The organism is Acidaminococcus sp. HCP3S3_H5 (genome assembly GCF_052122235.1).
Lineage (GTDB): Bacteria > Bacillota > Negativicutes > Acidaminococcales > Acidaminococcaceae > Acidaminococcus.
Map to the genome: position 1 here is coordinate 16745 of NZ_JBQKCS010000007.1, position 14181 is coordinate 30925.

The 14181-nt window shown below is 51.4% G+C and carries 12 protein-coding genes; all 12 read left to right on the forward strand.

The features are described 5' to 3' along the window. The first annotated feature begins 11 nt into the window (after nucleotides 1-11). The 12 genes from ACTQY5_RS09210 (at nucleotide 12) to ACTQY5_RS09265 (ending at nucleotide 14168) form a co-directional block, all read left to right on the forward strand. Complete coding sequence (locus ACTQY5_RS09210) at nucleotides 12-1454, forward strand: TrkH family potassium uptake protein (protein ID WP_441369104.1); 1443 nt, start codon at nucleotides 12-14, stop codon at nucleotides 1452-1454. A gap of 461 nt (nucleotides 1455-1915) precedes the next feature. After that, on the forward strand, nucleotides 1916-2710 hold the full coding sequence (locus ACTQY5_RS09215; RefSeq protein WP_441369105.1) for a tyrosine-protein phosphatase: 795 nt from the start codon (nucleotides 1916-1918) through the stop codon (nucleotides 2708-2710). A gap of 419 nt (nucleotides 2711-3129) precedes the next feature. Continuing rightward, on the forward strand, nucleotides 3130-3783 hold the full coding sequence (locus tag ACTQY5_RS09220; RefSeq protein ID WP_308664657.1) for a polysaccharide biosynthesis/export family protein: 654 nt from the start codon (nucleotides 3130-3132) through the stop codon (nucleotides 3781-3783). Nucleotides 3784-3797: 14 nt separating this feature from the next. Next, a complete protein-coding gene (locus ACTQY5_RS09225) occupies nucleotides 3798-5246 on the forward strand; it encodes a GumC family protein (protein ID WP_441369106.1) in 1449 nt (482 codons plus the stop codon). Further along, nucleotides 5234-5959: a CpsD/CapB family tyrosine-protein kinase gene (locus tag ACTQY5_RS09230; RefSeq protein ID WP_308664655.1), complete on the forward strand. Its 726-nt coding sequence runs from the start codon at nucleotides 5234-5236 to the stop codon at nucleotides 5957-5959. The genes ACTQY5_RS09225 and ACTQY5_RS09230 overlap by 13 nt, the downstream gene beginning before the upstream one ends. Nucleotides 5960-6092: 133 nt before the next feature. Further along, entirely contained in the window at nucleotides 6093-7499 is a 1407-nt protein-coding gene (locus ACTQY5_RS09235) for a sugar transferase (protein ID WP_308664654.1), read from the forward strand. 14 nt (nucleotides 7500-7513) lie between these two features. After that, nucleotides 7514-8725, forward strand: a complete 1212-nt coding sequence (locus ACTQY5_RS09240) for a glycosyltransferase family 4 protein (RefSeq protein WP_441369107.1) — start codon at nucleotides 7514-7516, stop codon at nucleotides 8723-8725. Between the two features lie 18 nt (nucleotides 8726-8743). Beyond that, entirely contained in the window at nucleotides 8744-9799 is a 1056-nt protein-coding gene (locus ACTQY5_RS09245; protein WP_441369108.1) for a polysaccharide biosynthesis protein, read from the forward strand. A 17-nt stretch (nucleotides 9800-9816) separates the two neighbouring features. After that, nucleotides 9817-10380, forward strand: a complete 564-nt coding sequence (locus ACTQY5_RS09250; protein WP_292297940.1) for a PglD-related sugar-binding protein — start codon at nucleotides 9817-9819, stop codon at nucleotides 10378-10380. 24 nt (nucleotides 10381-10404) lie between these two features. Beyond that, nucleotides 10405-11646, forward strand: coding sequence for a polysaccharide biosynthesis C-terminal domain-containing protein (locus ACTQY5_RS09255; protein WP_441369109.1), 1242 nt, complete (start codon nucleotides 10405-10407; stop codon nucleotides 11644-11646). Nucleotides 11647-11661: 15 nt separating this feature from the next. Continuing rightward, nucleotides 11662-12828 (forward strand): non-hydrolyzing UDP-N-acetylglucosamine 2-epimerase, encoded by a 1167-nt coding sequence (gene wecB / locus ACTQY5_RS09260; RefSeq protein WP_441369110.1) that lies wholly within the window; start codon nucleotides 11662-11664, stop codon nucleotides 12826-12828. 149 nt (nucleotides 12829-12977) lie between these two features. Next, nucleotides 12978-14168 carry a glycosyltransferase gene (locus ACTQY5_RS09265; RefSeq protein WP_441369111.1) on the forward strand — a complete coding sequence of 397 codons (1191 nt, stop codon included), beginning with the start codon at nucleotides 12978-12980 and terminating at the stop codon, nucleotides 14166-14168. Nucleotides 14169-14181: the final 13 nt, after the last annotated feature.

Consider the following 14181-nt stretch of genomic DNA (forward strand, 5'->3'; position numbering starts at 1 on the left):
GACGGAGCTGTATGAATTATCCTGTGATCGGGCAGGTGCTCAGCTGGATCCTCTGTACCGAGGGGGCCCTGATGCTGCTGCCCTGCATCATTTCCCTCATTTATCGGGAAGACCAGGGAATGATCTATTTCGCCCTGGCCATCCTGGCCATTGCCCTGGGGTACCTTACCGGCCGGCGGAAGGTGAAAAACAAGGCCATCTACCAGCGGGAAGGGTTCGTGGCCGTGGGCCTGTCCTGGGTCCTCCTGAGCCTCTACGGAGCCATTCCCTTTGTGCTCACCGGAGAGATCCCCTGCTATGTGGATGCGGTGTTTGAAATCGTTTCCGGGTTCACCACCACCGGGTCATCCATCCTCAGCGATGTGGAGGCCCTGTCCCATACCTCCCTGTTCTGGCGGAGCTTTTCCCACTGGATCGGGGGCATGGGGGTGCTGGTGTTCATCCTGATGCTGATCCCCACAAATAGGGGCGGCACCCAGATGAACCTGATGAAGGCGGAAAGCCCAGGTCCGGACGTGTCCAAATTCGTGCCCCGGGTGCGGAACACCGCCATTGTGCTCTACAAGATCTACCTGGGCATGACCCTTATTATGATCGCCCTGCTGGCCCTTACCGGCATGAACTGGTTCCACAACCTGTGCATCACCTTCGGCACCGCCGGCACCGGGGGCTTCGGCATCATCAATGACAGCTGCGCCAGCTACACCCCCATCCAGCAGTGGATCATCACCCTGTTCATGATCGCCTTCGGGGTGAACTTCGGCTTCTATTATCTGTTCCTGATCACCCGCTTCAAGGAAGCCTTTGCCATGGAAGAAGTCCGGGCTTACCTTGGCATCATCCTGGCCTCTGGCCTGGCCATTGCCTGGCAGATCCGGGACCGGTTCGAGACCCTGGAGGAAGCCCTCCGGGCCGCCTTCTTCCAGGTGGGGAGCATCATGACCACCACCGGCTACAGCAGCGTGGATTTCGACCTGTGGCCCAGCTTCTCCAAATGCATCCTGGTCCTTTTGATGATTGTGGGGGCCTGCGCCGGCAGCACCGGCGGCGGGGTGAAGGTAAGCCGGGTGGTGCTCACCTGCAAATCCATCTTCCTGGAACTGGGCCAGGTGCTCCATCCCCATGGGGTCCAGCGGATGCGTATGGACGGGAAGACCGTGGACAGCAAAATGCTCAATTCCATCTACATCTTCCTTACTACCTATTTCCTGATCTTCTTTCTGTCCGTACTGGCCGTAAGCCTGGACGGGTTCAATTTTGAGACCAACTTCACCGCCGTGGCTGCCACCTTGAACAACATCGGTCCCGGCCTGGCCGGAGTAGGCCCCACCCGGAACTTCTATGCATACAGCCACTTGTCCAAACTGATCCTGATCTTTGACATGCTGGCCGGCAGACTGGAACTGCTGCCCATGCTGATCCTGTTCTATCCCAGAACCTGGACGAAAAATTAAGGGTCTGCTGCAGGGCAGCAGACCTGTCAGCCGTCAGGAAGGAACCAGCTGGCAGCAGGTTCCCGCCAGGGGAAACGCAGCCATGGGCTGCTAACCCACCACCATTGCGCAGGCGCAACGGTCCCCCGCACTTGAAAAGGGCGGATAGTGGGCACTGGCTTTATGCCCTGGTGCCCACTTAAAACAATGGGCGTTGGCTGCGGGAACATCAGCCCTGTAAAAAGGTGGATAAAGAAACCGGTGTATAGCCTGCATGGCGTAAAAGCAATCGAGGATATATCCGCCCTTTTCAAGGGCGGGGGACCAGCCGCAAGGCTGGTGGTGGGTTAGCAGCCTTCAGGCTGCGTTTCCTTTCAAAGCCAAACGCCAGCCGCGTTTGGCTTCCTGGGGCCAGTGACAATTGACCAGTGACGGAAGGTGCCGCCTGATGCGGCACCTTCCACTATTACGAGGTATCAACCATGTTCGATCTTCACTCTCACATCCTGTACAACATCCCCGGGGACGACGGTTCCCGGGACCTTTCCATGTCCCTGGCCATGCTGCGCCAGGCAGCGGAGGCCGGCACCGCCGATCTTTTTGCCACCCCCCATTTCCACCGCCGGGGCATCTGCCCGGACTGGGACACCATCACGGAACGGCTGTCCCAGCTCCAGCAGGCTGCGGACGAGGCCCGGATTCCCATCCGCCTCCACCCGGGGGCCGAGGTAAGCCTGGATGCAGACACCCTCAACTACCTCCCCGGACCCGGGGTAAGCAAAGCCTACTGCCTGGCCGGCACCGCCTACCTTCTGGTGGAACTGCTGCCCACCGCCGCTCCCCTGGAAACCTGGAACCTGCTGTACCAGCTCCAGCTCCGGGGCTATCTGCCCATCCTGGCCCATCCGGAACGGTACCGGCACATCATGTCCCATCCCGATGCGGTCCGCCAGTGGGTGGAGAAGGGGATCCTGCTCCAGAGCAACTGGGGCAGTTTTACCGGGGATTTCGGAGAATCCGCCGTCCGCAGCGTCCATTGGCTCTTGGACCGGGGGATGATCCACTTCCTGGGCAGCGATGCCCATCGGACCGACTGGCGGAATCCCGACACCCGGAAGGCCCGGGAAGCCGTCCTTGCCTTGGCCGGGGGGACGGATTTCCTGGCCTCCTGCGATGGCCACAGCCGGCTCCTGACCCAGGGGAAGGTGTTCTACCCCGACCCGCCTCACGAGCCCCCACGGAAAAAACGGGGGTTCTGGGCAAAAATTTTTGGCTGAATCCTATTCAGGGAGGATTTTTACCCACTGTTTTTTGTACAATAAAAGCAGATGGAAAACTTCCCCTCCCTGGTGAAAAAAGCAACAAAATACACTTAAAAATCATCAATTCTCGATTAAAATTCACCTGGTTTTCAAATCTGTCAAATTTGAGTTGCAGACGGTCCATTCTTTTGCTATAATACTGTATATCTAATTATACGGAAGTATATGGTATATTGGACAGTTGCCTGTAAAGGAAGAACAAATGCGGTCTTCCGTCAACTGAATAAAGAAGTTGTGAACAACTTTTTGGGGGGGTACAGGCGTTTACCTGTGCCCCTCTTGCTTTGTGACAAAACAGAATGATTTTCCTGTACAAATATTGGTATTTACAGAAATAGTTTTCTGCAAGAAACCAACGACTCCAAGGAGGCTCCATGAAGAAGAAAATCCTGGCCATGGCCTTTGCCCTGGCTTCCCTGGCCCTTCCTGCCGGGGCGGAAGAATACACCCTGCGCCCGGGGGATCAGTTGAATATCGTCGTCATCCAGGAGCAGGACATCAGCTCCAATCTCCAGAATTCCCAGGAGACACCCTACACCGTCCGTCCTGACGGCACCGTTTCCTTTCCTCTGGTGGGGGAAATCAACGCCAGCGGCATGACCGTGGACCAGTTCACCCAATATCTCCGGAACGGCCTTTCCCGGTACTATGTGGAACCGGACGTAACCGTGAACATCGTGAAACTGGGGGGCATCCGGGTCCATGTATTTGGAGAAGTGAAGAAGCCCGGCACCTATGAACTTACCAAGAGCCACACCATTATGGACGCTCTGGGGGCTTCCGGGGGCTTCACCTGGGATGCGGCCAAGAAGAAGGTGTTCCTGATCCACCAGGACGACACCAACAAGGCCATCAAGATCAACCTGAACAATATGCTGAAAACCGGCAACCTGAAGGACAACCTGGTCCTGAAGGAAGGGGACATCCTGTATCTCACCAAGAACGGCCGGATCGACTTTGCCCGGGATATTGCTCCGTTCCTCAGCGGTGCTTACATGATTTCGGAAATCAAGGACAACAACGATTAAAAGGAGAAACCATCTTGAACGAACAGGAAATCGATTTGCGGGAACTGTGGCAGATCGTCCGGACCAACCAGAAAACCATCGCCAAGATTACTGGCGGGTTCCTGGGCCTGGCCGTGGCCTATCTGCTCATTGTCCCCAATACCTACCAATCCACCGCCCTGCTGCGGATCAAACAGGAAAAAGGCCTGTCCAGTTCCATTATGGAACAGCTGCCCATGGGCAACGCCCAGCTCACCAAACAGCAGATGAACACCCATGCGGAAATCCTCAAAAGCCGCCATGTGGTGATCCCGGTGATCAAACAGACCGAAGAGGAAAAAGACGGCAAGTATCCCCGGTACGAGGACTATGTGAAAGCTCACATCATCACCAAGCCCTACAAGGATACGGAAATCCTGGAAGTGGACGTAACCGGCAAGACCCCGGAACAGGCCCAGGAAGCCAACCAGCTGCTGGTCCAGGGGTTCCTGGACCGGCTGACGGAGCTGTCCCATGCGGAATCCGCTGCCACCCGGGAATTTTTGGAACAGCGGGTGAAATCTTCCAAAAAAGAGCTGGATGATGCGGAAACCAAACTGAAAAACTACCAGGTGAAGCACAAGATCTTCTCCACCGACAACCAGATGAAGAGCCTGGCGGAACGGATCACCGACCTGGACAAAGCCAAGGCCCAGAACAAACTGGATATGGAAACCGCCCAGGCCGCCCTGGGGTCCATCAACGACCAGCTGTCCGGAGCCGGGGCCTCCCTGGCCGACAGCCCTTCCATCCAGCAGGCCAAGAACAAGCTGGTGGATCTGGAAACCCAAAAGGCCGGCTACACCGGAAAATACACCAGCGAGAACCCTAAAATGAAGGAAATCAACCGGCAGATTGGGGCCGCCCGCTACAGTCTCCGCCGGGAGATCCAGGCCATCATCGCCCAGAAGGCGCCCTCTTCCAGCACCGTCCAGCAGAAGCTCCTCAGTGACAAATTCACCAACGAAGCCCTGATCGCCGTGGCCCAGGGGAAGAATTCCGCCATCGACCAGCTGGAAAAGAAGAACGCTGACGAAATCGCCAAGCTGCCCCAGACCCAGCAGGGTTACCTGCAGGTGAAACGGGATGCGGACGTAGCCCAGGAAATCTACGTGATGCTGGCCAAACGGCTGGAAGAAGCCAAAGTGGCGGAAGTGATGGTGCCTACCGAAGTCCAGGTGGTGGACGAAGCCACCCTGCCGGACAAACCCATCAAACCCCGGAAGCTGCTGACCCTGGTGCTGGCCCTGTTCCTGGGTCTCTTTGGAGGCACCGGCTTTACCATTGCCCGGACCCTGCTGAACCGGAAAATCCGTACTGCTGCTGACGTGGAACAGTATCTGGAACTGCCCGTCCTGGGGGTGATCCCGGAAGCGGGAGACCATAAACAGCCGGAAGAAGAAGGATTCTGGGCCGGCCTGCGGAGGAAATTATGGAAGAAATAAAACTCATTGTGGAAAATGACCCCAAGTCTCCCATTGCGGAAACCTACCGGGCCATCCGGACCAACCTCCAGTTTGCAGGAGCCGGTCAGGACCTGAAATACATCTGCTTCACCTCCAGCGTCCCTGGGGAAGGGAAGTCCACCACCATTTCCAATATGGCCCTGACCCTGGCCCAGGACGGGAAAAAAGTCCTCCTGGTGGACTGCGACCTGCGGAAGCCGGTCCAGCACAAGATTTTCGGGGTCATCAACCAGGGGGTCACCAACTGCCTGGCCCAGGGAGTCCCCTTTGCCCAGGTGGTCCATCCGGAAGTGTTCCCCAACCTGGATCTTTTGACCAGCGGCCCGGTGCCGCCCAATCCCTCCGAGCTTATCGGATCGGAAAAAATGGAACAGCTGCTGGACCAGGCGGGCAAAGCCTATGACTATGTGTTCATCGACCTGCCCCCGGTGCTGGCCGTCACCGACGCCGCTCTGTTGGGGAACCTGGCCGACGGCGTGGTTCTGGTGGTCCGTTCCGGCATGGTGGCTCCCGAAGAAGTCCAGGAAGCCAAAAAACGTCTCCAGGCCGGCAAAGCCAACATCCTGGGGGTCGTCTTAAACGGCGTTCCCCAGCAGCACAAAGGCTACGGATACGGCTATTATTATTACGATTATTACGATGAGAACCATGTGAAGCATCACAAGAAAAAGGGGAAGCGGGAACAGGAATAGTGCAGAGTGCAGAGTGAAGAGTGAAGAGTGAAGAGCGACGTACCTGCACTCCCCAGCACGCAGATCCTGCACTGGAACCGTAGGGGCAGCAGGCCCGCCCCACGACAAACGATGAACGAATAGGAGGTCAACCATGAACCGTTTCATGACCACATCCATGCACAAAAAAATACAACAGGAACTTCTCAACGGCTTCAACATCCTGCTGGTCACCGGGGCCTTCTGGCTCTGCTGGTCCTACTTCTATGCCAGCCAGATCACCCATCCCTTCTACTACGTAGGCAACCTGATCATGGTGTTCCTGTTCGGCCTGTTCTACTACTTTACATCCCATCTGTACAACGGCTACAGCCTGCCCATCAGCCGCATTTACGAGCTGGTGTACAGCCAGGCCCTGGCCGCCCTGATCAGCGACGGTATCCTGTATCTCATCACCATCCTGATCAACCGGCACTACATCAGCTTCTTCCCCTTTGTGCCCACCTTCCTGCTCCAGTTCTTCCTGATCACCCTGTGGACCGTGGCGGCCCACCAGTGGTACTTCCGGGAGTTCCCGCCCAAAAAGACCGTGGTGATCCTGGGCCAGGGCCAGAACGTGGACAAACTGGTGAAGCAGTACGGCATGGATGTCCATTTCGATGTCCAGTCCGTAGTCCCGGTGGAGGAATGCATCCAGGATATCCCCGGCACCATCGGCCAGGCCGAAGTGGTCTTTTGCTGCGGCCTTCACAGCCATGACCGGAATCGGATCACCAAATACTGTGTGGCCCATAAGGTCGGGACCTATGTGATTCCCCGGATCGGGGATGTGATCATGGACAGCGCCAAAAAAGTCCATCTGTTCCACCTGCCCATGATGGCTGTGCAGCGGTACAACCCCAGTCCCGAATTCCTGTTCTTCAAACGCCTTTACGACATCGTCCTGTCCCTGGTGGCACTGGTGATTTTCTCTCCGGTGATGCTCTGCGTGGCCGTGGCCATCAAAATCACCGACGGCGGCGACATCTTCTACCGCCAGAAACGGCTCACCAAAGACGGGAAAATCTTCTCCGTCCTGAAATTTCGCAGCATGCGCATGGATGCCGAAAAAGACGGCGTGGCCCGGCTCAGCACCGGCGAAAACGATCCCCGGGTCACCCGGGTGGGCCGGTTCATCCGGGCCGTCCGCTTCGACGAACTGCCCCAGCTGCTGAACATCCTGAAAGGGGATATGGCCATCGTAGGGCCCAGACCCGAACGCCCCGAGATCTCCGCCCAGTACGCCCAGGAAATGCCCGAATGGAATTTAAGGCTCCAGGCCAAATGCGGCCTCACCGGTTACGCCCAGGTCTATGGCCAGTACAACACCACCCCCTACGACAAACTGCTGCTGGATCTGATGTACATCGCCCGGCCCAGCCTGTTCGAGGACTTCAAGATCATCTTTGCCACGGTGAAGATCCTGTTCATGAAGGAGAGCACAGAAGGGGTGGCCGAGGGGCAGGTAACGGCGGAGGTGGAAACTGGCGCTCAAGGAAATATAAGTCAAACTTTTAAATAAAGGAATGTTTATTTATGGATAAAAAAGACGTTTTATTTTTATGCCAGTTTTTTTATCCGGAGCATAATTCCTCTGCAACCCTTCCTTTTGATACTGCCGCCTATTTTGCAGAACAGGGCTTGCAGACAGGGGCGCTGTGCGGATATCCCAAAGAATATACGGAAGCAGTCAATGTTCCTCTACAGGAGACGGTAAAGGGTATTTCCATTAAACGGATTAAATATATAGAACTTTCTAGACGGTCCATTTTGGGTAGATTAATCAATTATTTTTCCTTTACGATGGGTGCATTAGGAAATTTATTCTATATAAAAGACTATAAGGTAGTCTTGGTTTACTCCAATCCTCCTGTTCTTCCTTGTATATCCGTTATTGCCAATCTACTGTTTCACACAAAAATAGCTTTTGTATCCTATGATGTATATCCTGAAGTGGCCTATGCTTCCAAAAGCCTGCAGCCAGGGAGCCTGATTGACAGAGTCATGAAATGGATTAATGCCTCCCTTTATGCCAGGGTCTCTATGGTAGTGGCACTGACGGATGAAATGAAGAATTTTATGCTTCAACATCGTCCCCAGCTGGATTCATCTCGAATCTGCACCATTGCCAATTGGGCTCATGAAAAGAAGATAGCCCCTTCAGCAGAAGCCTATCATCGCTTTGGGTATAAGGAAGGGCAGTTTGTGGTTTCTTATTTCGGCAATATGGGTATCTGTCAGGATATGGAAACTCTTTTGGGGGCGATTCGGAAAACCAAAGATAATCCCCAAATTCAATACCTGATTGTAGGACATGGCAGTAAAAAAGAGCAGGTCAGTGAGATTGTCCATGAATCACCTAATGTAAAAGTCCTTGATTTTTTAGTGGGCAGGGATTTTGAACAGGCAGTTTCCATTAGCTCTGTCAGTGTTGTGAGCTTGGAAAATGGCTTGATGGGGACATGTGCTCCTAGTAAATATTACAGTTATCTCCAGGGTGGTCATCCTGTTATTGCCATTGTGGAAAAAGATTCCTATCTGGCAAAGGAAGTGGAACAGGAAGAAATTGGCTGCTTTGTAGAAATCGGCGACAGCGATAGATTGGCTGAAATGGTAAAAGAATTGCAGAAAAAGCCTGATCAGATTGCTCAAATGGGAAAGAATGCAGAGAAATTGTATAATGAAAAATACCAAATGCAGATTGGACTGGAAAAATATTATGAGATGGTTCAAAAGCTGCTGGAATAATGAAAGAAGGTACGACGGATGTCGGAATTTAATGGCGCAACACTGATGATTACAGGCGGTACAGGGTCCTTTGGCCATACCGTTTTAAAGCATTTCTTAACAACGGATATTGGCGAGATTCGGATTTTTTCCCGGGATGAAAAAAAACAGGATGATATGCGCCATGAGCTTCAGGCACAGTATCCGGAACAGGCGGGGAAAGTCAAATTCTATGTGGGAAATGTGCGGGATCTCCGCTCTGTGGAAGATGCCATGCCTGGGGTGGATTATATTTTCCATGCGGCAGCCTTGAAACAGGTCCCGTCCTGCGAATTCTTTCCCATGCAGGCTGTCCAGACCAATATCATCGGTACGGATAATGTGCTCCATGCAGCCATCAATGCCGGTGTGAAGCGGGTAGTATGCCTTTCCACTGACAAGGCAGCCTATCCTATCAATGCCATGGGGATTTCCAAAGCCATGATGGAACATGTCATCTATGCTAATGCCCGGGTGGCAGCGGAACGGGGCGGTACGGTCATCTGCTGTACCCGCTATGGGAATGTAATGTGCTCCCGAGGATCTGTTATTCCCCTGTTCATTGAACAAATTAAAAACAATCATCCCATTACTATCACCAACCCAGATATGACCCGATTCCTGATGAACCTGGACGAAGCGGTGGATCTGGTGAAGTTTGCTTTTCAGCATGCCAATCCAGGGGACTTGTTCATCCAGAAGGCTGATGCCAGTACCATTGGGGACTTGGGGAAAGCGGTCCAACAGCTTTTTGGAGATACGGGTACTCACATCATCGGGACCCGGCATGGAGAAAAACTGTATGAAACCCTCATGACCCGGGAAGAAAGACTCCGGGCAGAGGATATGGGCAATTACTTCCGAGTGATGGCTGACAGCCGGGATCTGAACTATGATCAGTTTGTGGTCAAAGGTGAGGTGCACACCATGGCTGATGAAGCCTACACCAGCCACAATACACGCCGTCTGGATGTGGAAGGCACTGTGAAGAAGCTGCTGACCACCGATTATGTCCAGGATGAGCTGCAGAACCGGGAACATAAAGAGAATCTGTAAGGGAGAAGGGAAAAGTCATGAAAGAGAAACTGCTGCTGGTAGGGGCCGGGGGCCTGGGCCGTGTGGTTTCGGAACATGCGGGTAAAATCTATGACTGTGCCTTTCTGGATGATGGGAAACCCAGTGGGACCATTGTCTGCGGCGTCCCTGTTATTGGTACGGTCAAAGACCTGGAAAAATTCTATCCGGAATATGATAAACTGGTGGTAACCATCGGGAACAATCCTCTGCGGGAGCGGATTTACCAGGAAGCGGCTCGGGTCGGCTATGCCTTTCCCAATATCATCCTTTCCTCTGTATACGTAAGTCCCTATGCCCAGATTGGGCAGGGTTGCATCTTTTTGAATAATGCAGTGATCCAGAATGGGACAAGGGTGGGCAATGGAGTTATCCTCAACCCAGGAGTGGAAATCCATCATGATAGTGAAGTGAAAGATTATGCCTTGATTTATACCAATACAGTGGTCCGTTCTTTGGCCGTTGTAGGCAGACGGGCCCATATCGGCAGCACTCTCACCATCAGCAATGAAGTGAAAGTGCCAGATGACGGAGTTGTGGAAAACGGCCATACTCTTTTGTAAAAAGAAAAGGAGGAAAGCAGGCACATGAACATTCTGGTTACCGGGGCTGCCGGGTTTGTGGGGAAAAACCTGGTGGAAAATCTGAAAAACATCAGGGACGGGAAAAACCGTACCCATCCAACACTGCACATCAATGAAATCTACGAATTTGACCGGTCCAATACCCTGGATGACCTGGATGCCTTCTGCCGGAAATGTGATTTTGTTTTCCATCTGGCCGGCGTAAATCGCCCTCAAAACAAAGAAGAATTCCAAAAGGGAAATTTTGACTTTGCTTCCATCCTGCTGGATACTTTGAAAAAACACCACAACGCCTGTCCGGTGATGCTTTCCAGTTCCATCCAGGCGACTCTCCAGGGACGGTTTGGAACCAGTGAATATGGATTGAGCAAAAAGGCCGGGGAAGAGCTGTTTTTTTCTTATGCAAGAGAAACGGGAGCAACGGTCTATGTGTATCGGTTTCCCAATTTGGCAGGCAAGTGGATCAGACCCAATTACAACAGTGCCGTAGGCACTTTTTGTTATAATATAGCCCGGGACCTGCCCATTCGGGTGGATAATCCCCAGACGGAACTGGAATTGCTCTTCATAGATGATTTGATGGAGGAAATGGCAATGGCGTTGGAAGGAAAAGCCCACCATTGTGACTATCCGGAAAAAGGTACTGTGATAGCAGGGAAAACCTATGATGGCATGACTCCCTGTTTCACCCCGGCAGGGAAATACTGTGGGGTGCCAGTGACCCATCGAGCCACCCTTGGACGGATTGTGGACCTGCTGCATACGTTCCAGGACCAGCCTCGGACGCTCCTGATGCCGTCCATCCCGAAAGGCTCTTTGGAAAAGAAACTGTTTTCCATGTATCTTTCCTATCTGCCCAAAGAAAAAGCTGCTGTGCCTCTGGAAATGCACCAGGATGCCCGGGGAAGCTTTACTGAACTGATCAAGACCCTGGACCATGGCCAGATTTCGGTGAATATCAGCAAACCGGGGATCACCAAAGGTGAACACTGGCACAATTCCAAATGGGAAATTTTCATTGTAGTTTCCGGTCATGGGCTGATCCAGGAACGGAAAATCGGGGCGGATGAAATCCTGGAATATGAGGTGGATGGCGACCATCTCCAGGCAGTCTATATGTTGCCCGGTTATACCCACAACATCATCAATCTGTCAAAAACGGAAAACCTGGTCACCGTCATGTGGGCCAATGAAATTTTTGATCCGGAACATCCGGATACTTTTTCAGAGAAAGTCGTAAAATAGGGGGCAAGGGAAGCGATGTTTGAAAATATCCATTGGAAAGAAAATGGCAAACTGAAACTGCTGATCATTGTAGGGACACGGCCGGAAATCATCCGGCTGTCCGCCGTGATCAAGAAATGCCGGACCTATTTTGATACTCTCCTGGCCCATACCGGCCAGAATTATGATTACAACCTCAATGGGGTTTTCTTCCATGACCTGGGTCTGGCGGCACCGGAAGTGTATTTGAATGCCGTAGGAGACAATCTGGGAGCCACCATGGGGAACATCATTGCCCGGTCTTATGAACTGATGGCTGCCATCCAGCCGGATGCCGTACTAGTGCTGGGGGACACCAACAGCTGCCTGGCTGTAATCGGGGCCAAACGGCTGCATATTCCCATTTTCCATATGGAAGCCGGAAACCGGTGCAAGGATGAGTGCCTGCCGGAAGAAACCAACCGCCGGATCGTGGACATCATTTCCGACGTGAACATGGCTTATTCCGAACACGCCCGGAGATATCTGGCCGAATGTGGCCTGCCCAAAGAACGGACCTATGTAACTGGCTCTCCCATGGCGGAAGTCCTCCATGCCAACCTGTCTCAGATCGAAGCCAGTGACATCCACCAGCGTCTCCATCTGGAAAAAGGAAAGTATATCCTGCTCTCTGCCCATCGGGAAGAGAATATCGATACGGAAAAGAACTTCACTTCGTTATTCACCGCCATCAATAAAATGGCAGAAACCTACGATATGCCCGTACTGTATTCCTGCCATCCAAGAAGCAGGAAAAGACTGGAGCAGTCCCATTTCCAGCTGGATTCCCGGGTCATCCAGCATGAGCCGCTGGGATTCCACGATTACAACTGCCTCCAGATGAATGCCTTTGCCGTGGTCTCTGATTCCGGGACCCTTCCGGAAGAAAGCAGCTTCTTTACATCCGTGGGCCATCCTTTTCCGGCCATCTGTATCCGGACCTCTACGGAACGCCCGGAAGCCATGGAAAAAGGCTGCTTCATCCTGGCCGGCATCGACGAAAAATCCCTGCTCCAGGCAGTAAAAACGGCTGTGGAGATGAACCGGAACGGAGATTATGGTAAACCAGTCCCTGATTACCTGGATGAAAATGTGTCCAACAAAGTAGTGAAGATCATCCAGAGTTATACAGGGATTGTGAATCGGATGGTGTGGAGAAAGTAATTTGTTGATTTGTAAATCTGTAATATATTTTGAGCTTTATAATTGTTTGTTCTGGTGACCTATTAAGGAAAATTGTGATTAACTATGGGGAACCACTAACATAACGTGAGATAAAATAGGATTATTATAAATTTGATAGGGGTTTTAACATGAATGTTTTAATTGCAGCGGATGCAAGATTGTATCGTACTCCAGATGGTAAAGTCTGGTGTAAAACGATATACGGCTATGATTTTTGGACACGGTATCTTGCTGTATTTGAGGATATTACAATTATCTCACGGTTAGGCAATGCCACTTATGATGATGTAAAAGGTTGGCTGAGGTCAGATGGTCCACATGTAAATTTTAAAGGGATGCCTATGGTACGAGGCTCTAAGGGATATATTGTTCATTTTTTGGCTTTTTTAATTTCGGCTATAGAAGCTTCTCTCAAAAGTGATTGTGCTATTATACGGTTACCATCTTTGTCAGCAACTTTTGTAGAACTGTTTTATAGATGGATATCAAAGCCTTATGCGATTGAAGTTGTAGCAGATCCTCAAAATGCTTATGCAGAAAGACCATTAATTGCTAGGGTGTTATCTTTCTTCTTGCGAAAAGCTTGCTTAAAATCTAATGGCGTTTCTTATGTAACTCAGTTTGCATTGCAAAAGGACTACCCATCTAAAGCCCATCTCCAACATCATCAAACAGCAAGATATTTTGAAAGTCATTATTCTTCAATCATTTTAAAAAACAATTTTTTTGCGAAGCCTAGAATTTATGGCGCGATGCATAATAAAATCAGATTAATTCACACTGCTAACAATATGAATAATGATGTTAAAGGCCACGATATTGTTATTAAAGTGATAAAGAAACTTTTTGATGATGGAATTGATGCCAACATTACTTTTATTGGAGATGGTGATCGACGTAAAGTTTTGGAACAGATGGCAGAGAGTCTAGGTATTGGTGATAAAGTCCAGTTTACCGGCTTTTTGAGTTCATCTGATGAAGTGAGAAGTAAATTACTTGAAGCAGATTTGTTTATTTTTCCAACAAAAGCAGAAGGATTGCCACGGGCGATAATAGAAGCTATGGCAGTCGGATTACCCTGTTTATCTACTCCAGTGAATGGGATACCTGAATTGTTGCCGTCTCGTTATATGTTTAATCCAATGGATGTAGAGGGCTTTACGATGGCAGTTGAGCGATTGATAAAACATCCTGAGGAAATGAGCCAAATGAGTCAAACAAATGTAAATAAAGCTCGAAATTATGAGTATGACAAGTTGAATGAAAGAAGACGCATCTTCTATACAAAATTAAAAAAACTTGTTAATGTCAAATGTTAGTGCAAGTATGAGG

Excerpts from the sequence above, each read along its gene's own strand:
- ACTQY5_RS09255 (WP_441369109.1), top strand. The coding sequence starts at position 10,405 with ATGAACATTCTGGTTACCGGGGCTGCCGGGTTTGTGGGGAAAAACCTG.
- ACTQY5_RS09265 (WP_441369111.1), top strand. The coding sequence starts at position 12,978 with ATGAATGTTTTAATTGCAGCGGATGCAAGATTGTATCGTACTCCAGAT.
- ACTQY5_RS09215 (WP_441369105.1), top strand. The coding sequence starts at position 1,916 with ATGTTCGATCTTCACTCTCACATCCTGTACAACATCCCCGGGGACGAC.
- ACTQY5_RS09245 (WP_441369108.1), top strand. The coding sequence starts at position 8,744 with ATGTCGGAATTTAATGGCGCAACACTGATGATTACAGGCGGTACAGGG.
- ACTQY5_RS09235 (WP_308664654.1), top strand. The coding sequence starts at position 6,093 with ATGAACCGTTTCATGACCACATCCATGCACAAAAAAATACAACAGGAA.
- wecB (WP_441369110.1), top strand. The coding sequence starts at position 11,662 with ATGTTTGAAAATATCCATTGGAAAGAAAATGGCAAACTGAAACTGCTG.
- ACTQY5_RS09250 (WP_292297940.1), top strand. The coding sequence starts at position 9,817 with ATGAAAGAGAAACTGCTGCTGGTAGGGGCCGGGGGCCTGGGCCGTGTG.
- ACTQY5_RS09220 (WP_308664657.1), top strand. The coding sequence starts at position 3,130 with ATGAAGAAGAAAATCCTGGCCATGGCCTTTGCCCTGGCTTCCCTGGCC.
- ACTQY5_RS09230 (WP_308664655.1), top strand. The coding sequence starts at position 5,234 with ATGGAAGAAATAAAACTCATTGTGGAAAATGACCCCAAGTCTCCCATT.
- ACTQY5_RS09210 (WP_441369104.1), top strand. The coding sequence starts at position 12 with ATGAATTATCCTGTGATCGGGCAGGTGCTCAGCTGGATCCTCTGTACC.
- ACTQY5_RS09240 (WP_441369107.1), top strand. The coding sequence starts at position 7,514 with ATGGATAAAAAAGACGTTTTATTTTTATGCCAGTTTTTTTATCCGGAG.